24 protein-coding genes are annotated in these 19993 nt (G+C 70.7%); 9 read left to right on the forward strand and 15 right to left on the reverse strand.

The features are described from left to right. Nucleotides 1–7 precede the first annotated feature (7 nt). Complete coding sequence (locus tag ADK66_RS11495) at nucleotides 8–1015, forward strand: LacI family DNA-binding transcriptional regulator (RefSeq protein ID WP_053654217.1); 1008 nt, start codon at nucleotides 8–10, stop codon at nucleotides 1013–1015. A 99-nt stretch (nucleotides 1016–1114) separates the two neighbouring features. Here ADK66_RS11495 and ADK66_RS11500 read toward each other — a convergent pair whose 3' ends face one another. Then, a complete protein-coding gene (locus tag ADK66_RS11500; protein WP_157552404.1) occupies nucleotides 1115–1786 on the reverse strand; it encodes a hypothetical protein in 672 nt (223 codons plus the stop codon). Between the two features lie 155 nt (nucleotides 1787–1941). On the opposite strand from ADK66_RS11500, the gene ADK66_RS11505 reads away from it, so the two are divergent. Together ADK66_RS11505 and ADK66_RS11510 are read left to right on the forward strand one after the other, a co-directional pair. Further along, on the forward strand, nucleotides 1942–2355 hold the full coding sequence (locus tag ADK66_RS11505) for a RidA family protein (protein WP_053654222.1): 414 nt from the start codon (nucleotides 1942–1944) through the stop codon (nucleotides 2353–2355). A 1-nt stretch (nucleotide 2356) separates the two neighbouring features. Further along, entirely contained in the window at nucleotides 2357–3253 is an 897-nt protein-coding gene (locus ADK66_RS11510) for a GNAT family N-acetyltransferase (RefSeq protein WP_053654223.1), read from the forward strand. 21 nt (nucleotides 3254–3274) lie between these two features. On the opposite strand, the gene ADK66_RS11515 is transcribed toward ADK66_RS11510, so the two are convergent. From ADK66_RS11515 to ADK66_RS11550, 8 genes are all read right to left on the reverse strand, one after another. After that, nucleotides 3275–3859, reverse strand: a complete 585-nt coding sequence (locus tag ADK66_RS11515) for a TetR/AcrR family transcriptional regulator (protein ID WP_053654225.1) — start codon at nucleotides 3857–3859, stop codon at nucleotides 3275–3277. Nucleotides 3860–3926: 67 nt separating this feature from the next. Beyond that, a complete protein-coding gene (locus tag ADK66_RS11520) occupies nucleotides 3927–4658 on the reverse strand; it encodes an ABC transporter ATP-binding protein (protein ID WP_053654226.1) in 732 nt (243 codons plus the stop codon). Continuing rightward, a complete protein-coding gene (locus ADK66_RS11525; RefSeq protein ID WP_053654228.1) occupies nucleotides 4655–5785 on the reverse strand; it encodes an ABC transporter permease in 1131 nt (376 codons plus the stop codon). Before ADK66_RS11525 ends, ADK66_RS11520 begins: the two co-directional genes overlap by 4 nt. A 181-nt stretch (nucleotides 5786–5966) precedes the next feature. Next, on the reverse strand, nucleotides 5967–6482 hold the full coding sequence (locus ADK66_RS11530) for an O-acetyl-ADP-ribose deacetylase (protein WP_053654230.1): 516 nt from the start codon (nucleotides 6480–6482) through the stop codon (nucleotides 5967–5969). Nucleotide 6483: 1 nt separating this feature from the next. Then, nucleotides 6484–7314: an EI24 domain-containing protein gene (locus tag ADK66_RS11535; RefSeq protein ID WP_053654232.1), complete on the reverse strand. Its 831-nt coding sequence runs from the start codon at nucleotides 7312–7314 to the stop codon at nucleotides 6484–6486. A 39-nt stretch (nucleotides 7315–7353) separates the two neighbouring features. Further along, nucleotides 7354–8151 carry a MerR family transcriptional regulator gene (locus ADK66_RS11540; protein ID WP_053654234.1) on the reverse strand — a complete coding sequence of 266 codons (798 nt, stop codon included), beginning with the start codon at nucleotides 8149–8151 and terminating at the stop codon, nucleotides 7354–7356. A 44-nt stretch (nucleotides 8152–8195) separates the two neighbouring features. Then, a complete protein-coding gene (locus tag ADK66_RS11545; RefSeq protein WP_053654236.1) occupies nucleotides 8196–8957 on the reverse strand; it encodes an ABC transporter permease in 762 nt (253 codons plus the stop codon). Next, on the reverse strand, nucleotides 8954–9751 hold the full coding sequence (locus tag ADK66_RS11550) for an ABC transporter ATP-binding protein (RefSeq protein WP_231640006.1): 798 nt from the start codon (nucleotides 9749–9751) through the stop codon (nucleotides 8954–8956). The genes ADK66_RS11545 and ADK66_RS11550 overlap by 4 nt, the downstream gene beginning before the upstream one ends. A 171-nt stretch (nucleotides 9752–9922) precedes the next feature. On the opposite strand from ADK66_RS11550, the gene ADK66_RS11555 reads away from it, so the two are divergent. From ADK66_RS11555 to ADK66_RS11575, 5 genes are read left to right on the forward strand one after another with little or no spacing between them, the layout of a single operon-like run. Then, nucleotides 9923–10831: an ABC transporter ATP-binding protein gene (locus tag ADK66_RS11555; RefSeq protein WP_053654238.1), complete on the forward strand. Its 909-nt coding sequence runs from the start codon at nucleotides 9923–9925 to the stop codon at nucleotides 10829–10831. A 12-nt stretch (nucleotides 10832–10843) separates the two neighbouring features. Continuing rightward, the gene (locus ADK66_RS11560; protein WP_053654240.1) at nucleotides 10844–11578 is read left to right on the forward strand and encodes an ABC transporter permease; all 735 of its coding nucleotides are present in this window, start codon (nucleotides 10844–10846) and stop codon (nucleotides 11576–11578) included. Between the two features lie 11 nt (nucleotides 11579–11589). Further along, complete coding sequence (locus ADK66_RS11565) at nucleotides 11590–12858, forward strand: sensor histidine kinase (protein WP_053654242.1); 1269 nt, start codon at nucleotides 11590–11592, stop codon at nucleotides 12856–12858. Then, nucleotides 12855–13496 carry a response regulator transcription factor gene (locus ADK66_RS11570; protein WP_197281489.1) on the forward strand — a complete coding sequence of 214 codons (642 nt, stop codon included), beginning with the start codon at nucleotides 12855–12857 and terminating at the stop codon, nucleotides 13494–13496. The genes ADK66_RS11565 and ADK66_RS11570 overlap by 4 nt, the downstream gene beginning before the upstream one ends. 24 nt (nucleotides 13497–13520) lie before the next feature. Continuing rightward, nucleotides 13521–14525 (forward strand): YafY family protein, encoded by a 1005-nt coding sequence (locus ADK66_RS11575; protein WP_053654244.1) that lies wholly within the window; start codon nucleotides 13521–13523, stop codon nucleotides 14523–14525. On the opposite strand, the gene ADK66_RS11580 is transcribed toward ADK66_RS11575, so the two are convergent. From ADK66_RS11580 to ADK66_RS11605, 6 genes are all read right to left on the reverse strand, one after another. Next, entirely contained in the window at nucleotides 14516–15430 is a 915-nt protein-coding gene (locus ADK66_RS11580; protein WP_053654246.1) for an SDR family oxidoreductase, read from the reverse strand. The two genes, ADK66_RS11575 and ADK66_RS11580, sit on opposite strands and share 10 nt — an antisense overlap. A gap of 58 nt (nucleotides 15431–15488) precedes the next feature. Beyond that, nucleotides 15489–16226 (reverse strand): alanyl-tRNA editing protein, encoded by a 738-nt coding sequence (locus tag ADK66_RS11585; protein ID WP_053654248.1) that lies wholly within the window; start codon nucleotides 16224–16226, stop codon nucleotides 15489–15491. A gap of 11 nt (nucleotides 16227–16237) precedes the next feature. Next, a complete protein-coding gene (locus ADK66_RS11590; protein ID WP_053654250.1) occupies nucleotides 16238–17125 on the reverse strand; it encodes an alpha/beta fold hydrolase in 888 nt (295 codons plus the stop codon). Continuing rightward, on the reverse strand, nucleotides 17122–17436 hold the full coding sequence (locus ADK66_RS11595) for a DUF2516 family protein (protein WP_053654252.1): 315 nt from the start codon (nucleotides 17434–17436) through the stop codon (nucleotides 17122–17124). Before ADK66_RS11595 ends, ADK66_RS11590 begins: the two co-directional genes overlap by 4 nt. 71 nt (nucleotides 17437–17507) lie before the next feature. Then, nucleotides 17508–18311, reverse strand: coding sequence for a hypothetical protein (locus ADK66_RS11600; protein WP_053654254.1), 804 nt, complete (start codon nucleotides 18309–18311; stop codon nucleotides 17508–17510). After that, nucleotides 18308–18925 carry a helix-turn-helix domain-containing protein gene (locus ADK66_RS11605; protein WP_053654256.1) on the reverse strand — a complete coding sequence of 206 codons (618 nt, stop codon included), beginning with the start codon at nucleotides 18923–18925 and terminating at the stop codon, nucleotides 18308–18310. Before ADK66_RS11605 ends, ADK66_RS11600 begins: the two co-directional genes overlap by 4 nt. Nucleotides 18926–19038: 113 nt before the next feature. Between ADK66_RS11605 and ADK66_RS11610 the strand changes: the two genes are divergently transcribed. Then, a complete protein-coding gene (locus ADK66_RS11610; protein WP_082377400.1) occupies nucleotides 19039–19836 on the forward strand; it encodes an alpha/beta fold hydrolase in 798 nt (265 codons plus the stop codon). Nucleotides 19837–19993 lie beyond the last annotated feature (157 nt).

The raw sequence follows: 19993 nt of genomic DNA on the forward strand, positions 1-19993 counted from the left end.
AGTCGCGATGACGACGGCGCAACGGCCGACGTTGGAGGCGGTGGCGGCACGGGCCGGGGTGTCCCGGGCCACCGTCTCCCGGGTCGTCAACGGCTCCACCACCGTCGCCGAGCCCATCCGGGAGGCCGTCAACAGGGCCGTGGCCGAACTGGGGTACGTGCCCAACCTGGCCGCCCGGAGCCTGGTCACCCAACGGACCGACTCGATCGCGCTAGTCATGCCGGAAGCGGCCACCCGGGTCTTCTCCGACGACCAGGTGTTTCCCGGCATCATCCGCGGCGTCAGCCAGGAGCTGGAGACCGCCGACAAACAGCTCGTGCTGATGCTTGCCGGCTCCCCCGCCGGGCACCACCGGGTCGAACGGTTCACCACCGGCCGGCACGTCGACGGGGTGCTGTTCGCCTCGCTGCACGGCGCAGACCCGCTGCCCGGGACGCTGGCCCGGCTCGGCATTCCGGTGGTGTGCAGCGGGCGACCGCTCGGCGACGTGCCAGTGCCGTACGTGGACGTCGACCACGTCGGTGGCGTCACCGCAGCCGTCCGCCACCTGATCGACAGCGGTCGGCGGCGGATCGCCACGATCGCCGGCCCGCAGGACATGGTCGCCGGCATCGAACGGCTCCGCGGCTACCGGGAGGCGGTCGCCGCCGCCGGCCTACCCGAGCTGATCGCCGTGGGTGACTTCACAAGGGAATCCGGTGCGGAGGCCACGCGCCGGCTGCTCAGCGAGCACCCCGACATGGACGCCGTGTTCGCCGCCTCCGACCTGATGGCCCACGCGGCTCTGCGGACGCTGCGCGAGGCCGGCCGGCGGGTGCCGGAGGACGTGGCGGTGGTGGGCTTCGACGACATCGAGACCGCCGCGTACACCGAGCCGCCGCTGACCACCGTCCGGCAGCCCATCGTGGAGATCGGTCGCCAGATGACCCGGCAACTGCTTCGGCTGGCCGCTGGCGAGACCATCGAGCAGGCGATCATGCTGCCTACCGAGCTGATCATCCGCGAGTCGGCGTAACCGGGGGCTCTCCTCGTCGAGGAGAGCCCCCGGCTCACTGGGTATTCCGGGGCCGCTGCCCGTGCTGGCCGATCAGCCCTGCGCGTCCCGGCGACCCGATCAGCCCTGCGCGTCCCGGCGACGGCGCACGGCGATCAGCGCGACGCCGAGCGCCACGGCACCGACGCCGAGGATGGCCATGGGGACCAGGGTTCCCCCCGCTGACGTGCCGGTGATCGGCAGATGGCTCTTCGTCGGGGTAGCCGTGGGCGGCGCGCTCGTGGGCGGCGGGGTGGTGGGTGGCGGGGTGGTCGGCTGGCCGCTGGCGGCACAGGTGTGGGTGAGCACGAAGAAGTCCGCCGTACCCGTGATCACCGCTGTGGCGTCGGTCAGCGTCCAGCCGGCGGGCAGTCGGATCCACGCCTTGCTGGTGCCCATGTCGTTGACGATCTCCCCACCGTCAGTGGGGATCGTCCGGTTCACGGTGCCGTCGTCCGGGATGGTCCAGGTGCCGGTGACCGTGACGAACTGACCGGAGGTCTGCGGGTTCCCGGGCAGGTTGAACACCCACACGTCCTGGTCCGGGAACGGGCCACCGCCGAGGTTCGGGTCGCATTCCTGGCTGTACGCGGCTGCGGTCGTGGGAACGTTGCCCGGGTTGATGTCGAGGGTGCTGACGTTGGGCACCGGCTGGGTCGGGTCCGGCTGGGCGAACGCCGCACCTCCCGTCCCCACCAGGAACGCACCGGCTATGGCCCCGGTAGCGACGAGTTTGACGAGTACTGCTCTCACGATTCCCCCTGATATTCACGATGTTTCCACCGTTTTAGGAGGTTAATCCCATCTAGGCTGATTGTGGACTTAGTTTGCTTTTTTATCCCTAACGCAGGATTAGACGGCCGGTTAATCCGTCGCTCACGCTTCCGATCGTCGCTAGCCTCGCCGGCATGCCCGATCCCGTCGCCCTGCTGCACGTGCCCGCCCTGCCCGACGCCGCCGAGTACGCGTACGCGGCCACCGTCGAGCCGCCCGCCCGGCTGGTGTTCACCGCCGGCGCGTGCCCGCTGGACGCCGACGGGCGTACCGTCGCGCCCGGTGACCACGCGGCGCAGGCCCGGCAGGTGATGGCGAACCTGGAGACCGCGCTCACGGCAGCCGGCGCCACCCTCACCGACGTGGTCAAGACCACCGTCTACGTGGCGTCGTCCCGGCAGGCGGATCTGGTGGCCGCCTGGGAGGTCGTGCGGGACCGCTTCGGCGACCACGACCCGCCCAGCACCCTGCTGGGGGTCGCCGTGCTCGGCTACACCGACCAGCTCGTCGAGGTCGAGGCCGTCGCCGCCGTACGGACGGGGGCCTGACGTGCGGATCCGTGTGGCGCAGCCCGACGACGCGCCGGCCGTGGTGGCGCTGCGGGCGACCGTCTACCCGTACCTGGTACGCGGGGTCGAGTCGACCCGCAGGATGATCGCCGAACCGCCGCCCACCCCGGGCTGGACCGCCCTGGTGGCCGAGGTCGACAGCCAGGTGGTCGGCTGGGTGACCGCTGAGCGCGACAACACGACCTCGACGGCCAACTTCGGCAACATCAGCCTGCTGCACGTCCACCCCGAGCACCGGAAGCGCGGCATCGGCACCGCGCTGCTGGCTGCCGCGACCGGGCACCTCGTCCCGCTGGGCATCCGCCGGGTCCGGGCCTGGGCGCAGCCGGAGGCGCTGCCCTTCGCCCGTCGGCACGGCTTCGAGCCGAGCCGGGAGATGCGGTATTCGGCCCTCGACCTCGACTCGCTGTCCGCGCTTCCCGATCCACCCCCGGGTGTACGCCTGCGCCCGATCGCCGAGTTGGACCCGCATCTGATCTACGCGGCGGACGTGGCGGCGGCCGTCGACGAACCGGGCGACGTGCCAGTGGACGCGATGAGCTACCAGAGCTGGCAGTACGACGTGTGGGACAACGTCGGGCTGGACAAGACGGCAAGCACTGCCGCCGAGGTCGACGGCGAGGTGGCCGCCTTCAGTCTGGTCAAGCGCGACGGTGACCGGATGTGGTCGGATTTCACAGCGAGTGTCCCGGCGTACCGGGGTCGCGGGCTTGCCCGGCTTGCCAAGACGGCGGCGCTGCATCGGGCCGCCGCCGCGGGTGTCCGCGTGGCATACACGTCGAACGACGAGGCGAACGCGCCGATGCTGGCGATCAACGCCCGGTTGGGTTACCGGCCGGTCGCGGCCCAGTGGTCCTGCCTGGCCGACCTGACCTGACGTCAGGTGCGGCGACCGGCCTCAGGCGCTGCCGCCGTCGAGGTACGGGCTGAGGAGTTCGCGGCCGAGGCGGGTAGCCGCCCGCAGGGAGAGCCCGCCCTCGATCATCCGGCTGAGGGCGTAGACGATCGACTGGACCAGCTCGGCCATCCGGACCGGGTCCGAGGAGCCGTGGTCGGTGAGCGCGGTGCGCAGCGGGGCTTCCAGGCGGTCATGCATGAGTCGGCTGGAGCTGGCGAGTGCCTCGCTGCTGCTTGCCGACGCCAGGGCGCGGGCCAGAGCGTGGTCGCCCCGGGCAACCAGTTGCAGGTTGGAATCCACGTACGCCTGGATCTTCTGCCCGGGTGTGGTGGCGGCGTCCATGCGCTTCTCGACGTAGGCCGACCAGCGGGGGAACGTGTCGGTGACCAGGGCGTCGAACATGTCGGCGCGGGACTTGAAGTAGGAGTAGACGCTGGATCGGGCGAGGCCGGCGTGCTGGGCGACCTCGCCCAGGCCAGGGATCCGCTCGGGGTGTTCTGACAGCAGGGTGCGGGCCGCGTCGAGCAACGCGGCGCGTTGGGATGCCCGGTGCTCGACGACGGTCGGAGCCTGGATCTTCGGCACGCCGTCCTCCCTGTTCCGGATGGACGTGACCTTCTCCTGCGCCCCGCCCGCACCCTGCCGTCGTCGTTCAGCTGGTGGCCGCGAGCTTGCCGTCGACCATCTCGTAGACGGTGTCACAGTAGTGCAGCACATCGTGGTCGTGGGTGACCATGACCACCGCGACCGAACGCTGCCGGGCCTCATGGGCCAGGAGCTTCACGATGTCGTGGCTGCGTGCCCGGTCCAGAGCCGCGGTCGGTTCGTCGACGAGCAGCACGCTCGGCTCGGTGACGAGCGCACGGGCGATGCCGACCCGCTGGCGCTCGCCGCCCGACAGCTGGTGCGGGCGACGATCGGCCTTGTCGGCCATGCCGACGTCCGCCAGCAACTCCAGCGGGTCCCGACCGGACCGCTCCGATCGCGGCCCCAGGTGCAGCGGCAACCGCAGCTGGTCGGCGGCGGTCAGCGCGGGCAGCAGGTTGCCCGACTGGAACACGAAGCCCACGTGCTTGCGGCGCAGGGCCGTCCGCGTGCGGCGACTCGGCACGGTCATGTCCTGACCGGCCACCGTGACAGTGCCCTCGTCGGGCCGGGCCAGGCCACCCGCGACGGCGAGCAGGCTGGACTTGCCGGCGCCGGACGGACCCACGACGGCGGCGAGTTCGCCGGGTCGCACTGTCAGATCCACGTTGTCGAGCGCCTGCACGGTCTCGGCGGCGTTGCCGTGTCGCAGGGACACCGCACGCATCACCAGCCCGAGACGCTCGGCTGCGTCGGTGGTGGGTGTGGTCGCGGCGGTCGAAGCGGAATGCCTGCTCATCGGTTACCTCCCAGAGCGGTGGCCGGGTCGACGGAGGTGATGCGGATGACGGCAGCACCGGCTCCGATGAGGCCGAGGACGATGAGGCCGACACCGGCGACGGAGATGCTCGGCATGCTCAACGCGAACGGAATGCCGCTGCCCGTGATGAGGGCGCCGAGCGCGAGGCCGACTCCGACACCGATGGCGACGGCGGCAGCCAGCAGCACGAACGCCTGCGTGAGCGCGTCCCGCAACACCCAGCCGGTCGAGGCGCCGAGTGCCCGCAGAACGGCCACCTCGGGCTTGCGCTGGATCGCCCACACGGCGAAGAACGCTCCGGCCACCAGCGCCGAGATCGCGTACAGGAATCCCTGGATCAGTTGCAGGGTCGTCGTCTCGGCGGTGTAGCCCGGCGAGGCGCCGTAGGACTCCTTCAGGGTCAGGCTCTCGGTGCCCGCGGCGGTGTCACCGGCGGCCATGTCGAGGGACTTCCCGTCCTCCGCGCGGATCGCCACCGCAGTGATCTCCGTTGCGGCGCGCTGCGGCAACTCGGCCTCCGGAGGGGTACCGGACTTGATGGCCTGCCATGCCGCCAACGGCACGTACGCGACGTCCACGTGCCCGAACGTGTCCTGCTGCTCCGTGACACCGACGACCCGCAACCGCGTGCCGAGCCGGTCGATGGTGACGATGTCACCCATCTGCAAGCCCGCGTCCAGTGCGGTCGGGCTCACCACGATCCCGTCCGCCGTGCCCAACCGGTCGCCCTGGCTGACCGAGGGCGACAGGAACGAGTCGGGCAGGACGCCGAACAGCGCCAGGTCCACCTCGGTTCCCCGGTCGGTACGCGTGTTCACGAGCGTGTTGCCGAACGGCGTCGCGTCCGCGACTCCCGGCTGGGCAGCCCACGTCTCCACGGCCGACAGGTCCACGACGCTACGGGAGAACGCGGAGTCCTTCTGGACGTCCTTCGCGAAGGCGAATGAGGTGACCGGCAGGTTCTGGAGCCCGGACACACCGTCACGGACCAGCCCCACCGACAGCCCTGACAGCATCACCATCAAGACGGCGATCAGCGCGATCACGGCACCCATCAGAACGAACCGCAGCCGGGCGAAGTTCAACTCACGTATCGCGAGGAACATCAGCGCCCACCCTCGTGGATTGTCGACATCATGTCGACATGTTATCAACACCTTGTCGGCAAGTACGACGAGGTGGCTGTCTCCCCCGCCACACCGCGGCCTGCGGAAACGGCATGGCGGAGCGACAACGGGCGACCCTCCGGGCAGCCGTGATCACGGGCACTGCCGCAGCGGTGACGGTTCAGGCGGCGTCGAGGACGCGGCGGGCCACGGCGTGGGTGTCCGCGCCGAACAGCACCAGGCGCGCCTCGGCGACGTTGGCGGACGTGGCCGAGCGCAGCACTGACAGCGCTTGACCGACCGCGTCGTCGACAGGCCAGCCGTAGATACCGGCGGAGATCAACGGGAAGGCGAGCGTGGCCGCCCCCAACTCGTCGGCCACCCGCAGACTGTTGGCGTAGCAGTCCCGCAGCAGCGCCGAGCGGTCCTCGTCGGCCGACCAGACCGGCCCAACGGTGTGGATCACCCAGCGGGCCGGCAGCTCACCGGCCGTGGTCGCCACCGCCTGCCCCGTGGGAAGTCCCCGGCCGTACCGGGACGACCGCAGTGCCCGGCACTCCTCAAGGATCGCCGGGCCGCCGCGCCGGTGGATGGCACCGTCGACCCCGCCGCCACCCAGCAGTGACGAGTTGGCCGCGTTGACGACGGCGTCCACCCGCTGGACGGTGATGTCCCCCTCGACCAGGACGATCTCCACGTCAGCCCTCCACGGCCGGTGTGCCGGAAGGCGGCGCGGACAACGGACCGTCGATCGACTGGCCGAGCGAGCGGCGGGCCAGCAGGGCGGCGCCCGCCACCGCCGCCGGCATGATCAGCACGGCACCCAGCGGGATGAGGAAGCAGAGGAAGACCGCCACCCCGAAACCCAGCGCTGTGGGCCGGTCGGCCTTGAGGATCGCCCGGCGCTGCGGCAACCGCATGCCCCGCCTATAGAACGGCGCGCCGACCAACTCGACGGCGAGGAACCAGCCACCCACCGCCGCCCCGATCACCGGCACCACCGTCTGCCCCACCACCGGAATGAAACCGGCCACGAAGAGCGGGATACCGACGAGCAGGGAGAGGGCTACCAGACGTGCCGAGTCGGCGAGGCTGCGGCGCAGCGACGGCCAGAACGGCACCTCCACCGCGTTCGGCGTGCCGCCGTACCGCTCCTCCACCCGCTCGGAGATCTTCTCGTAGAACGGGTCGCCGATGACAAGTGTGACCGCCGTGAAGGTGAGCACACCGACAAGCCCACCGATGCCCAGGATGGCCACTCCGGCGATCACCCGGGCCAGGCTGCGTACGGTGCCCGACCAGTCATCGGCGAACGGCGTGACGAGCGCGGCCAGGTCGTCCACGAACCACACGAGGGTGGCGAACGCGCCGAGGAACAGCACGCCGGAGATCAGCGCCGGTATGACGCCCAGCAGCATCAGACCGGGGCTGCGCACATAGAGGCCGAGGCCACGAAGGAGCAGGCCCGCTCCGGAGAGGAACCGGCCGAGGGACCCGGTGACCGGGCGGGCGATGCTGCTGACATCCACGAGCGAAGAGCCTAGATGAGCGCGGCCCGGCACGCCGGTCTAGCAGGCGACCGGAGGTGGGTCGGGCGGCGGCGACAGCCGCTCCATCCTGTTCCAACCGGACCAGCCACGCTCGCGCATCAGCTCCCACAGTCGCTCGACCCGCGGGTCGGACTCCAGAGCGAGAGCGTCGATCAGGTCATGCGGGAGGTCGTCGGTGGCCTCATAGCCGGCAACGACAGTTCCGGCGTCGTACGCCTGCTCGGCCAGGGACGCCATGATGTCGGCGACCTCCGCCATCCGCGAGTCGTCGTCCTCCGTGGTGTCGAAGATTTCCGACAACAGCTGGTAGAGCCGGACGATCTGCGGGTCGTCCAGCTCGGCGACCTTCGCTGGCATCCATTCGCTGATGCGGTCGGGCCAGCGCGCCGCAACCAGGATCCACCCGTCCCGTTCGGCCTCGACAATCCGCTTCGACGCCCCGATCTGGCGCAGCCGATCCAGATAGGAGGCCACCTCCGGCGGCAGCGCCAGGCTGTCCCCGGCGCTGAGCTGCGCGATGTGCCTGCGGCTGGTCTCCAGCCGCTCGACCTCGCCGCGCAGTTGGTCGTCGATCGCCCGGACCGCCTGGGCGAAGCCCTCGGCGTCGGCTTCGAGCATCCGGCTGATCTGCGACCGCGGAACACCGGCGTCGGCGAGCGTACGGATCTTGATGAGGGACACGACAGCTGTCGCGCCGTAACGGCGGTAACCCGAAGCGTCCCGTTCCGGCTCGGGCAGCAGCCCGATCTGGTGATAGTGCCGCACCGCCCGCACCGTGACGCCCGCGTACGCCGCGAGTTGCCCGATCGTCAGCATGCCCCAGATCCTGCCCTCGACCGACCCGGTCCGACGCCCCCTGTTCAGGAGATCCGGCGCCGATAGGACATGGTGGCGAACAGATAGGCGACGACGAGGATGCCGACGCACCAGGCGAGGGCGGTCCAGAGGTCGGCACCGACCGGCTGAGACGTGAACAGGTCGCGGATCGCGTTGACGATGGAGGTCACCGGCTGGTGCTCGGCGAAGGCGCGTACCGGGCCGGGCATGGTGCCGGTGGGCACGAAGGCCGAGCTGATGAACGGCAGGAAGATGAGCGGGTAGGAGAACGCGCTCGCACCGTCGGCGGATTTCGCGCTGAGGCCCGGGATCACGGCGATCCAGGTCAGCGCCAGTGTGAACAGGATGAGGATGCCGGCGACCGCGAGCCAGGCCAGCACTCCCGCGCCGGAGCGGAAGCCCATGGCCAGGGCGACGAGGACGACAACCACCAGCGAGATCACATTGGCGACCAGCGAGGTCAGGACGTGCGCCCACAGCACGGCCGGCCGGGCGATCGGCATGGACTGGAAGCGCTCGAAGATCCCGCCCTGCATGTCCAGGAAGAGCCGGAACGCGGTGTACGAGATGCCCGAGGCGATAGTGATGATCAGGATGCCGGGCAGCAGGTAGTTCACGTACGAGTCGGTCCCGGTCTCGATCGCGCCGCCGAAGACGTACACGAACAGCAGCATGAAGGCGATCGGCATGACAGCTGTGGTGATGATGGTGTCCGGGCTGCGGCTGATGTGCCGCAGGGAACGGCCCAGCAGGACGGCGGTGTCGCCGAGGAAGTGCTTGTTCATCGTTGCCCCTTGTCCGTTCTGGTGCCGACGAGGCTGAGGAAGACGTCCTCAAGGGTCGGCCGCTTCTCGACGTACTCGATCTCGGCGGGTGGCAGGAGTTGTCTGAGCTCGTCGAGGGTGCCGTTCACGACGATCCGGCCCTCGTGCAGGATCGCGATCCGGTCGGCGAGTTGCTCGGCCTCGTCGAGGTACTGGGTGGTGAGCAGCACTGTCGTGCCGCCCTCGGCGAGTTCCTTGACGGCGTGCCACACCTCGATGCGCGCCTCCGGGTCCAGCCCGGTCGTCGGCTCGTCGAGGAAGATGACAGGCGGATTCCCGATGAGGCTCATCGCGATGTCCAGGCGGCGGCGCATACCACCGGAGTACGTCGCCACCCTGCGGTTGGCCGCCTCGGTCAGCGAGAAGCGCCTCAGCAGGTCGTCGGCTATCGCACCCGGGCCCGGGAGGTGCCGCAGCCGGGCCACCAGGACGAGATTCTCCCGCCCGGTGAGGATCTCGTCGACCGCAGCGAACTGCCCGGTGAGGCTGATGGCAGCGCGTACGTCGGCGGCCTCGGTCCGGACATCGAAGCCGTTGACCCGGGCGGTCCCGGCGTCGGCCCGGAGCAGCGTGGACAGGATCTTCACAACTGTGGTCTTGCCGGCGCCGTTCGAGCCGAGCAGGGCGAAGATGTCGCCCCGGGCCACGTCGAGGTCCACGCCCCGCAGGACATTGACCTGCCCGAACGACTTCTCCAGGCCCTGTACGGAGATGGCGGTCTGCTCGACCTGCCCGGTTGCCGGCGGAATGCTCATGACGGTCAGCATGGAGGGTTGACGCAGCGTCAAGGTCAAGCCGACATCAACCAGTTGGTGGATCGGCCGCATCAACCAGGGCCCGAAAGATCACCAACTGCCGGTCGATCCGCCGTCCGGCCGCCGCCAGCAGGCTGAGGAGGTACGGATACGACGGCGGAGGGCGGGGCGATGCCGGTCATCGAGGTGACCAGTCTGCACAAGCGATACGGCGACCTGGTGGCCGTGGACGACGTGTCGTTCGCGGTGGAGGCGGGAGAGATCTTCGGGATCCTCGGGCCGAACGGCGCCGGCAAGACCACAACGGTGGAGTGCGTCTCCGGGCTGCGGACCCCGGACTCCGGCACGGTTTCGGTGCTCGGGCTCGACCCCCGCAAAGACGCGAACCAGCTCCGCCAGCAGGTGGGGGTGCAGCTTCAGGAGAGCCAACTGCCCGACCGGCTGCGCGTCGCGGAGGCGCTGGAGCTCTACGCGTCGTTCTACCGGAACCCGACCGACCCGGCCCGACTGATCGACAAGCTTGGCCTGGGCGAGAAGCGGAACACCGCGTACAAGAAGCTCTCCGGCGGTCAGAAGCAGCGGCTCTCCATCGCGCTGGCCCTTGTCGGCAACCCGAAGATCGCCATCCTCGACGAGCTCACCACCGGGCTGGACCCGCAGGCTCGGCGGGACACCTGGGCGCTCATCGAACAGGTACGCGAGAGCGGCGTGACAATCGTGCTGGTCACCCACTTCATGGAGGAGGCCGAGCGGCTCTGCGACCGGGTCGCCGTGATCGACCGCGGGTCGGTGGTCGCGCTGGATAGCCCGGCCGGTCTGGTGTCGACGGTAGTGCCGGAGCAGCGGGTCCGGTTCCGGCCGTCCGCTCCCCTGGACGACGAACTCTTCACCGGTCTGCCCGAGGTCAGTGCCGTGCACCATTCCGGAGGCCAGGTGGTGGTGACCGGTACGGGCGACCTGCTGCACGCTGTCGCGTCGACGCTCGCCCGCCACCAGATCGTCGCCGCCAACCTACGGCTGGAGCAGTCCACCCTCGACGACGCCTTCGTCGAGCTGACCGGGCACCAGCCCGCCGAGTGAGGGAAGACGACAATGAGTGCCTTCGGGCAGATCCTCAAGATCGAAACGAGACTGTTCCTGCGGGACCCCGCCGCGCCGCTGACCACCATCGCGTTGCCGCTCGCGCTGCTCGTGGTGTTCGGATTCATTCCGGCGCTGCGTAGGCCGGACCCGATGTTCGGCGACCGGACCTTCATCGAGTACTTCGTCCCGTCGCTGCTGGTGATCACTGTCGCCATGGCGGCAGTGAACATCCTGCCCACAGTGCTCGCCACGTACCGGGAACGTGGGGTGCTGCGTCGGCTCGCCACCACGCCGGCCCACCCGGCCGCACTGCTCGCCGCCCAACTGGTCATCTCGCTCGCCACCATCCTGACCAGCGCCGTGCTGCTCGTCGTCGTCGGCCGGCTGGCCTTCGACGTGCCGCTGCCCCGACATCCACTCGGCTTCACGCTTGCCCTCACCCTCGGCACGGCGGCGCTGCTCGCGCTGGGCCTGCTGGTGGCCGCGGTGGCCCGCACGACGAAGGCGGCGCAGGCCCTCGCCGTGCCGGTGTTCATGGGGAGCATGTTCTTCGGCGGCGTCTATCTGCCCCGGTTCCTCCTGCCGGACTTCCTGGCTCGGATCGGCGACTACACGCCGCCCGGTGTGCAGGCACTGCTCGACGCCTGGACCGGAGACTCCCCGCAACCGCTGCACCTGGCGATAATGGCCGTGATCACAGTGCTCGTCGGTTCGGTGGCAGCAAAGCTGTTCCGCTGGGAGTGAGCGGGGATTCGATGACCAGCAGCGATGGGCCGGACCGTCTGACCAATTGGCGAGAGCGCGAGGCACGTGTCTTCCGCGTACTCCCCTATGGAGGGCTGGTTCTGGGCACCCTGCTGGCCCTCGTCGTCCCGACACCAAAGGGCCTCGGGGCGGGGCCCACCCTCGCCGTCGCCGTGGCGACGGGGTGCTGGATCGCCTGGTTCGTCACCCTGCACCCCGGCTGGCAGAGCCGGCTCAAGCTGATGGCGGTCTACTACGCCGGGCTGCTCGCGTTCGCCGCCGTGCTGGTGGCGGCCAGTCCGTGGTACGGCTTCTTCGCCTGGGTCGGTTACATCCACGCCTTTCCGGTGCTGCCCAAGCGCTGGCGGATCGCCGGGGTGACCACCACTGCCGCCCTCGTCGCCACCTCCCAGGGCGGTGGCCTGGCGATAGCGCTGTCGCACTGGCCGCTCTGGCTGGTGCTCGTGCTCTTCAACCTGGGAGCGGCCGGCTCGGTGAGCTGGTTCGCGATGGTCGGCGAACAGGAGGACGCCAAACGCCAGCGACTGATGGCGGAACTCGGCGAGGCCAACCGCCAGCTCACCGACACCGTCCGGGAGAACGCCGGGCTGCACGCCCAACTGCTCACCCAGGCCCGGGAGGCCGGCGTGCTCGACGAGCGTCAACGGATGGCGCGGGAGATCCACGACACGCTGGCCCAAGGGCTGACCGGCATCATCACCCAACTGGAGGCGGCCGAGCAGACCCGCGACCGGTCCGCAGACTGGCGCCGGCACGTGGACAACGCGCTCGCGCTGGCCCGGGAGAGCCTCACCGAGGCCCGCCGTTCGGTACGGGCGGTCCGTCCGGAGTCGCTGGAGACGGCCCGACTGCCGGACGCCCTCGTCGAGCTGGGCGAACGCTGGTCGGCCCTGCACGGCGTACGCGCCGAAGTCAGCGTCACCGGCCAGGCCCACGCGCTGCACCCCGAGGTGGAGGTGACACTGCTGCGGACCGCCCAGGAGTCCCTGGCCAACGTGGCGAGGCACGCCGGCGCGTCCCGCGTCGGGCTCACCCTGTCGTACATGGGGGACGTGGTGACGCTTGACATCCGCGACGACGGGGTGGGCTTCACGGTCGTCGAGCCGCTCGCCGCCCGCCAGCCAGCTGGCGGCTACGGTCTGACAGTGATGCGGCAGCGGGTGACCCAGGTCGGCGGGGAGTTGGCGGTGGAGAGCGAGCCGGGGGGCGGCACCGCCGTGTCGGCGTCGGTGCCCGCGCTGGCCGGGAGCGCCGGGTGAGCCTGCCGATCCGGCTGCTGATCGTCGACGACCATCCGGTGGTCCGGGACGGGCTGCGCGGCATGTTCACCGGCGACCCCGACTTCGAGGTGGTCGGCGAGGCCCGCGACGGCGCCGAAGCCCTCGCGCTGGCCGCGAACAGTCGACCCGACGTGGTGCTCATGGACCTGCGGATGCCCGGAATGGACGGGGTGACAGCGATCGGCCGGCTGGTCGGCTCGGGCAACCCGGCGAAGGTGCTCGTGCTCACGACGTACGACACGGATGCCGACGTACTGCCGGCGATCGAGGCGGGTGCCACCGGCTACCTGCTCAAGGACGCGCCCCGCGAGGAGCTGGTCCGGGCGGTACGGGCCGCCGCCCGAGGTGAGGCGGTGCTCTCCCCATCCGTGGCCGGCCGGTTGATGGGCCGGCTGCGCGCGCCCGCCGAGGAACCGCTGAGCCACCGCGAGCTTGAGGTGCTGGCAATGGTGGCGAAGGGCACCTCCAACCGGGAGGCGGCAGCCCGCCTGTTCATCAGCGAGGCAACTGTGAAGACCCACCTGCTGCACGTCTACGCCAAGCTCGGCGTCAACGACCGGGCGGCCGCCGTGGCCGTCGCGTACGACAGAGGGCTGCTCACCCCCGGCGGACGGTGAGCGACGCCGAGGCAGGATAGGCGGGTGCGCGCATCCCGGCTGATCTCCCTGATGTTGCTGTTGCAGGCACGTGGGTCGATGACAGCGGGCGAGCTGGCGCAGGAGTTGGAGGTGTCCGAGCGGACCGTCTATCGGGACGTGCTGGCGCTCTCCGCCGCCGGCGTCCCGGTCTACGCCGATCGGGGCCGGGCCGGCGGCTACCGCCTGCTCGGCGGCTACCGGACCCGGCTGACCGGGCTGAGTCGGGACGAGGCGGAGGCGCTCTTTCTCGCCGGGCTGCCCGGACCTGCCGGCGAGATGGGGCTCGCCGACGCGGTCGCCGCCGCCGAGCTGAAGGTGCTCGCCGCGCTGCCGCCCGCTCTCCGGGACGCCCCGGCCCGCGCCGGGCAACGCTTCCACCTGGACGCGCCGGGCTGGTTCCGGGAGACGTCCCCACCGCCGGGGCTGACCGAGCTGGCCCGCGCGACCTGGCGGGACCGGGTGGTGGACCTGCGGTACCGGCGCGGCGAGCGGGAGGTCACCCGCCGCGTCGAACCGTACGGGCTCGTGCTCAAGAGTGGGATCTGGTACCTGGTCGGCCGGGTCGACGACGGCCACCGCACCTACCGGGTGGACCGGGTGACAGGCGTCGACGTCAGCGAGGAGACGTTCGACCGGGACGAGGGCTTCGACCTGGCCGGGCACTGGCGGGAGCAGGCCGGATCGTTCCTGCGGACCATCCTGCGGGCCGAGGTCACCGTCCGGCTCAGCCCTGCCGGCCTGCGCCAGCTCCGGCGCCTGGTCGATGCCCCGATGGTGTACGAAGATGTGCTCGCCGCCGCCAGCGGCAGCGACGAGCAGGGCTGGGTGGTGACCCGGCTGCCCGTCGAATCGACCGATGTCGCCTACGCCCAGTTGCTCGCGCTGGGGCCGGAGGTCGAGGCGCTCGACCCACCGGAGCTGCGCGAGCGGATGGCCGACGCGGCACGCCGGGCCGCCGCACGGTACGCCGGCCCGGCACGCCGTGACGATCCGCAGGGTCAGCGGTAGCCGGTGACGTCCGACGGCTTGCCCGCGTCGACCACCTCGACGATGTACCGGAAGCCCTCCGGCTGACTGCCGTCCAGGTCGGTGAAGCCGTACACCTTGGACAGGCTGCCCGCGTCGACGGATTTGCCGTTCCAGCGGGCCTTGTCCTCGTCGGCGGCGAGGGCTGCCACCGCTCGACCAACGAAGGCCGGGCTCTCGGAGATGAGGAAGTTCGGATCGGCGGCCGCGCCGTCGCGCCAGTTGTCCTCGGTCACGCCGAAGTGCTCCAGCATCGCCTCGGAACGGATCCACCCTGGGGTCAGCGCCACGGCCGTACAGCCATGCGGCTTCAACTCGTGCGCCTGGCTGAAGGCCAGCCGGTTGACCGACACCTTGGCGAGGTCGTAGAAGACCGACAGCCGATAGTTGTTGTCGTTGTACGCCTTCGTCCCGTCGCCCATTTCCACCACCAGACCACCGGGGTTGCGGGTCAGCAGCGGCAGCGCGAAGTGACTGGTGATGATGTGCGTGTCTACCGCCAGCCGCAGGGTGCGGAAACCGGCGTCCAACGGCTGCTCCCAGACCGGCTTCTCCCAGGTCACCAGCGGGTCGGCTCCCCAGATGTCGTTGACGAGCACGTCGAGGCGGCCCTGCTCGGCGTCGATCCGGGCGACGAGGTCACGGACCTGCACGGGCACCAGGTGGTCGACCCGTACCGCGATGCCCGTACCGCCGGCCGCGGTGACCAACTCGGCGGTTTCCTCGATGGTCTCCGGTCGGTCCATCTCGGAACGGCCGGCACGGCTGCTACGGCCCGTGGCGTAGACGGTGGCGCCGGCCGCCCCGAGCTGGACGGCGATCTGTCGGCCCGCACCCCGGGTCGCCCCGGCGACGAGCGCGATCTTTCCTTCGAGCGGTGGTGTCATGCCTGCGACGTAATCAGCAAAAGCTGACACCCGCCGTCCGAATTACCGATCGTGCTGCTCAGTCCACCAGTCTGACGCGGACGCGGCGGTTGGCCCGGCCCTTGCTCTCCACCTTGACCACCTGCACCTTGCCGATCTGGGCTGTGGACGCGACGTGCGTGCCGCCGTCGGCCTGCACGTCCAGTCCGACGATGTCGACGATCCGGACCTCCTGCTCGTCCGGCGGGATGAGGTTGGACTGGGTACGGATGATGTCCGGCAGAGCCAGCGCCTCGGTACGCGGCAGCACCCGGGTGGCGACCGACCGGTCGGCGGCCACCTCGGCGTTGACCAACTCCTCGATCCGGCTCTTGAAGTCGGGTGGCACCTCGGGCAGGTTGAAGTCCATTCGAGCCTCGCCCGGTTCCATGTTTCCGCCGGTGACGAGGGCACCGAAGTCGCGGAACACCACGCCGCAGAGCACGTGCAGCCCGGAGTGGGTACGCATCAGTCGGGTCCGCCGGTCGTCCTCCACGGCGCCCACGACCTCGGTGCCGACCGGTGGCAGCGGGTCACCCTCGGCGGGGATCAGATAGGGGTCGTCGCCCTTGCGGGTGCCGACGATCCGGGTCTGCACGCCCTGCCAGAGCAGCACCCCGTGGTCCGGTGGCTGACCGCCGCCACCCGGATAGAACGCCGAACGGTCCAGCACGATGCCCTGCTCCGGGTCGGAGTGCAGGACAGTGCAGGTCCACTCGCGCAGGGTCGGGTCGGCGAGGTCCAGCCGGTGCGTCCGGCCGTGTTGTGTGACGCCCATGACCGGGGACGTTACTCGTTGAGGAACCCGGACACGCGGCCCCGCAGATCGGCGCGTTCCGACCAGAGCACGCCCGGCCTGTCGTACACGTGCAGGGTGGCCCGGGGCAGCGCGGCGGCGAGCTGCTCGGCGACCTCGACCGGGTGCAGGTCGTCGCCCGCGCAGCCGATGACAAGCGCCGGTGCGTCGACGGCCGCCAGGGCGGAAGCGTCGCGCAGCGGCGCCTGCTCCGTCAACGTGGCCAGTCCGTCGGCCAGGCCGTCGCGGAGCAACTGGTCGAGCCGCTGACGCAGGTACGCCCAGCCGGCCGGGGTGTTGCGGACCGCCGGTGGCAGCTCCAGCGAGACGACGTCGGCGACCGCCGAGGCATCCCCGCTCTCCACGGCTTCGAGCAGAGCGGTGAGCCGCTCCCGGGCGACCGGGCCACGCGGTTTGTCGAGCACCGCTGGCAGGAAGAAGACGAGCTTCTCGAAGCGTTCCGGGCTCTCGACGAGCAACCGGCAGAGCGCGCCGGCGCCGAGACTCGCCCCGAACGCCCGGCTGGCACCGCCGAGGTCCGCGATGGCGCGCAGGTCCCGGGCGAGGTCCAGGTAGTTCCACGGGCCGTCCGGCGCTTCGGAGCGGCCGTGCCCACGGAACTGGAAGAACACCTTGCGGCCGGTCACCCCGCTGCCGAACGGTCGGGTGGTGGCGATCCCGTTGCCCAGCCCGTGCGCGAACACGGTGACCGGATCACCGGTGCCGGTGACCAGCCGCTCCAGCCGCACGCCGTGCGGGGTGGCGACCAGTTCGGTCTCCGGCTCCGGCAGCGCCGGCCGACCGGTACGCGGCCCGCCCGGACCCGGCCCCCAGGTGCGGGGGCCTCCGTCGGGCGGCGGCGGCCAACGGAAACCTCTCACCAGAACCCTTTGCCGTCAGTGAGGTCGCGCAGGCCGACCCGGACGTCGAGCAGGTAGATGAGTGCGGCGGCGATGCCGATCAGTCCGAAGAGGCTGATCGGACCGAAGCCGAGCAGGGTCAGCACGAGGCAGACCGCCAGGATGGCGATCCAGCCACCCTTGGGCAGCGTCCCGATGGCGGAGAAACCGTCGGATCGCTGGGTGACGGCGTGCACCAGCGCGACGCCCTGGATGATCAGCGCGAAGACGAGCAGGATCAGCTCGATCACGTAGCGGACTTCGAACGCGAAGATCGGCGCAGCGTTGGCCATGCCGGCAAGCTTATGTCGACGGCCCCGGCTACGTCCGACAAGGACGCCGCCGGGACCGTCGACGTCGCGAACTATTCGGCGGCCGGGCGGGTCCGCTTGGTGGCCCGGGGCAGCTTCGCCGACGGGGTAGCGGCCGACTTGGCAGCCTTGGTGGTCGGAGCAGCGGCCGTCTTGGCGGTCGAGGTGGCGACCGGCTTGGCCGCCTTCGCCCGGGTGGCCTTCTTGACTGCGGCCGGCTTGGCCTCGACGATCTCGGCCACCTCGGCCGGGGTCGGCACCTCGGTCGGCGCAGTCGCCGCAGTCGTGGTGCCGGCGGTCACAGCCGGGGTGGCGGCGGTCGGCGTGGCGGTCGCGGCCGGCAGGCCCTCGGTGGCCTCGATGTCGGCGTTCACCGTCTCGGCGGCCTCCAGCACACCTGCGCCGACGACCCGCTCACCGCGGGCGACGAGCGCGCCGTACGCGGCGAACGCCCGCTCCTGGGCGGCGTGGGCGCTGGCGACGACAACGGCGGCGTTGCGGGTCGCGGCGGCGCGCAGCTTGTCGAGGTCGGCCACCTCGCGCAGCTTGTCCAGGTCGGCGACCTCGCGCAGCTTTGCCAGGTCGGCGGACTCGCGCAGCTTCGCCAGGTCCAACTCGGCCTGCGCGCGGCCCTTCAGGGTCTCCGCGGTCTCGTTCGCGGTACGCAGCGTCTCGGTGGCCTTCTGGCGCAGCTCGAAGCCGGTCAGGACGGCCCGACCACCCAGGTCGGCGACGACCCGGGTGCCGAGGACACCGACCACCGACGGCAGCTTGCGCAGCTGCTCGAAGGCCAGCTCGCCAACGCCTGCGGCGGCGTAGATCGGGGCGGGGATGCGGTTGGTCTTCGGCTCGGTCATGACGTCTCCTCCTCGGCCGTCGGGGCGGCCTTCTTCTCAGGGGTGTTTGTGCTTGTCGGAGCGGGAGCGGTGCCCGCCTCGGTGACGGCTACCGACTCGAGGACGGCCTCGGTCGGGGTGCCACCGGCAGTGGTGGGGCCGGTCGCGGCCAGGTTGGCCACGTCCGCAGGCTGATCGACGACGTCGGTCGGGGCGGTCGGCCCGGTCGCGTCGCCAGTGGTGTCCGGGGTGTCCGTGCGGGTGCCCTCGGCGGCGGCCTGGGCCTCGGCCAGCCGCGCGTTCTCCCGTCGGAAAGTCTCGTAGATCTGGGTCAGCGACTGCTTCTGGGCCATCGTCAGGTCGGGGTCCACGGCAATGGAGGCGAGCACGCCGTGCCCCTCCTTGTCGTCGAGCAGCCCCGCCCGCAGGTACATGGCGGGCGTGGAGACCCGTAGCGCGTTCGCCAGTTGCTGGAGCACCTCGGCGCTGGGCTTGCGCAGGCCACGCTCGATCTGGCTGAGGTACGGATTGCTGACCCCCGCCTGGTCGGCGAGTTGCCGCAGCGAGATCTTGGCGTTACGCCGCAGATCACGAATGAACCCGCCAACGTCGGAGAGATCCTTGGGTGTGGCCATGACCCAGACGCTAATCCGCGCTGCTAACTCCTGCAAGCAAAACGCTAACCAGAGTTAGCAACGTCTCAACATCCCATTTGCGCGCCACTCGTCCGTTCCGTACGGTCCGTTCCGTGCACAAGATCACAATCAACGGTGCAGCCCTCGCGTACGACGAGGCCGGCACCGGCACCCCCGTCGTACTGCTGCACGCCGGCATCGCCGACCGCCGTATGTGGCGCGGCGTGCTGCCCGCGCTCGCCGCCCGGCATCGGGTGATCGCCCTCGACCTGCGCGGGTACGGAGACTCGGAACTGCCGGCGACGCCGTTCGCGCACCACGACGACGTGGCCGGCCTGCTGGACGCGCTCGACATTCCCCGGGCCGCACTGGTCGGCTGCTCCTTCGGCGGGTCGGTCGCCATCGACACCGCGCTCGCACACCCGGACCGGGTCACCGCGCTCGCACTGTTCGGCACGGCGGTGTCCGGCAACGAGTGGTCCGAGGAGGCCAACGACCTGTGGGACGACCTCGTCGGTGAGGTCGACCCCGACGACTTCACCGCCGGGGCGGCAGGCGAGGTGCGGTTCTGGGTGGTCGGCCCGGCCCGCCAGCCGTCCGACGTCGACAGCGACCTGATCGCGTTCGCGCAGGAGATGGATCAGCGCGCGCTCGCCGCCGAACTGGCCCTCGGCGCGGTCGAGGTGGGCGAGCTGACACCGCCGGCGATCGACCGTCTCGGCGAGCTACGGGTGCCCGTCCTGGTCACCGCCGGCGCGGCCGACGTGCCGGACATCCGCCGGCTCGCCGACCGGATCGCCGCCGAAGTGCCCGACGCGGTACGGCTGCCCGACGTACCGGACGCCGGGCACCTGCTGCCGCTGGAGCGCCCCGAGCCGGTAAACGCCGCAGTGCTCGACTTCCTGAGCTGATCCACACCGCATCGTCGCCCTCCAGGAACGCCTCGGCGCCGTCCGCTCCAGAGCCGCTGCTCGGCGCCCCTGTCACCCGAACAAGCCTGATGCCTCAGAGTCATCAATATGCCTCTGAGTCATCAGGCCCATTCATGGCCTCCGCCCCGGCGGCGGC

It is taken from the genome of Micromonospora sp. NRRL B-16802 (assembly GCF_001279555.1).
Taxonomy (GTDB): Bacteria; Actinomycetota; Actinomycetes; order Mycobacteriales; family Micromonosporaceae; genus Micromonospora; species Micromonospora profundi.

Bases quoted from the DNA above. Each gene is read 5' to 3' on its own strand.
- ADK66_RS11495 (WP_053654217.1), top strand. From the start codon at position 8: ATGACGACGGCGCAACGGCCGACGTTGGAGGCGGTGGCGGCACGGGCC.
- ADK66_RS11505 (WP_053654222.1), top strand. From the start codon at position 1,942: ATGCCCGATCCCGTCGCCCTGCTGCACGTGCCCGCCCTGCCCGACGCC.
- ADK66_RS11520 (WP_053654226.1), bottom strand. From the start codon at position 4,658: ATGAGCAGGCATTCCGCTTCGACCGCCGCGACCACACCCACCACCGAC.
- ADK66_RS11525 (WP_053654228.1), bottom strand. From the start codon at position 5,785: ATGTTCCTCGCGATACGTGAGTTGAACTTCGCCCGGCTGCGGTTCGTT.
- ADK66_RS11540 (WP_053654234.1), bottom strand. From the start codon at position 8,151: ATGCTGACGATCGGGCAACTCGCGGCGTACGCGGGCGTCACGGTGCGG.
- ADK66_RS11545 (WP_053654236.1), bottom strand. From the start codon at position 8,957: ATGAACAAGCACTTCCTCGGCGACACCGCCGTCCTGCTGGGCCGTTCC.
- ADK66_RS11550 (WP_231640006.1), bottom strand. From the start codon at position 9,751: ATGAGCATTCCGCCGGCAACCGGGCAGGTCGAGCAGACCGCCATCTCC.
- ADK66_RS11555 (WP_053654238.1), top strand. From the start codon at position 9,923: ATGCCGGTCATCGAGGTGACCAGTCTGCACAAGCGATACGGCGACCTG.
- ADK66_RS11560 (WP_053654240.1), top strand. From the start codon at position 10,844: ATGAGTGCCTTCGGGCAGATCCTCAAGATCGAAACGAGACTGTTCCTG.
- ADK66_RS11565 (WP_053654242.1), top strand. From the start codon at position 11,590: ATGACCAGCAGCGATGGGCCGGACCGTCTGACCAATTGGCGAGAGCGC.
- ADK66_RS11580 (WP_053654246.1), bottom strand. From the start codon at position 15,430: ATGACACCACCGCTCGAAGGAAAGATCGCGCTCGTCGCCGGGGCGACC.
- ADK66_RS11585 (WP_053654248.1), bottom strand. From the start codon at position 16,226: ATGGGCGTCACACAACACGGCCGGACGCACCGGCTGGACCTCGCCGAC.
- ADK66_RS11595 (WP_053654252.1), bottom strand. From the start codon at position 17,436: ATGGCCAACGCTGCGCCGATCTTCGCGTTCGAAGTCCGCTACGTGATC.
- ADK66_RS11600 (WP_053654254.1), bottom strand. From the start codon at position 18,311: ATGACCGAGCCGAAGACCAACCGCATCCCCGCCCCGATCTACGCCGCC.
- ADK66_RS11605 (WP_053654256.1), bottom strand. From the start codon at position 18,925: ATGGCCACACCCAAGGATCTCTCCGACGTTGGCGGGTTCATTCGTGAT.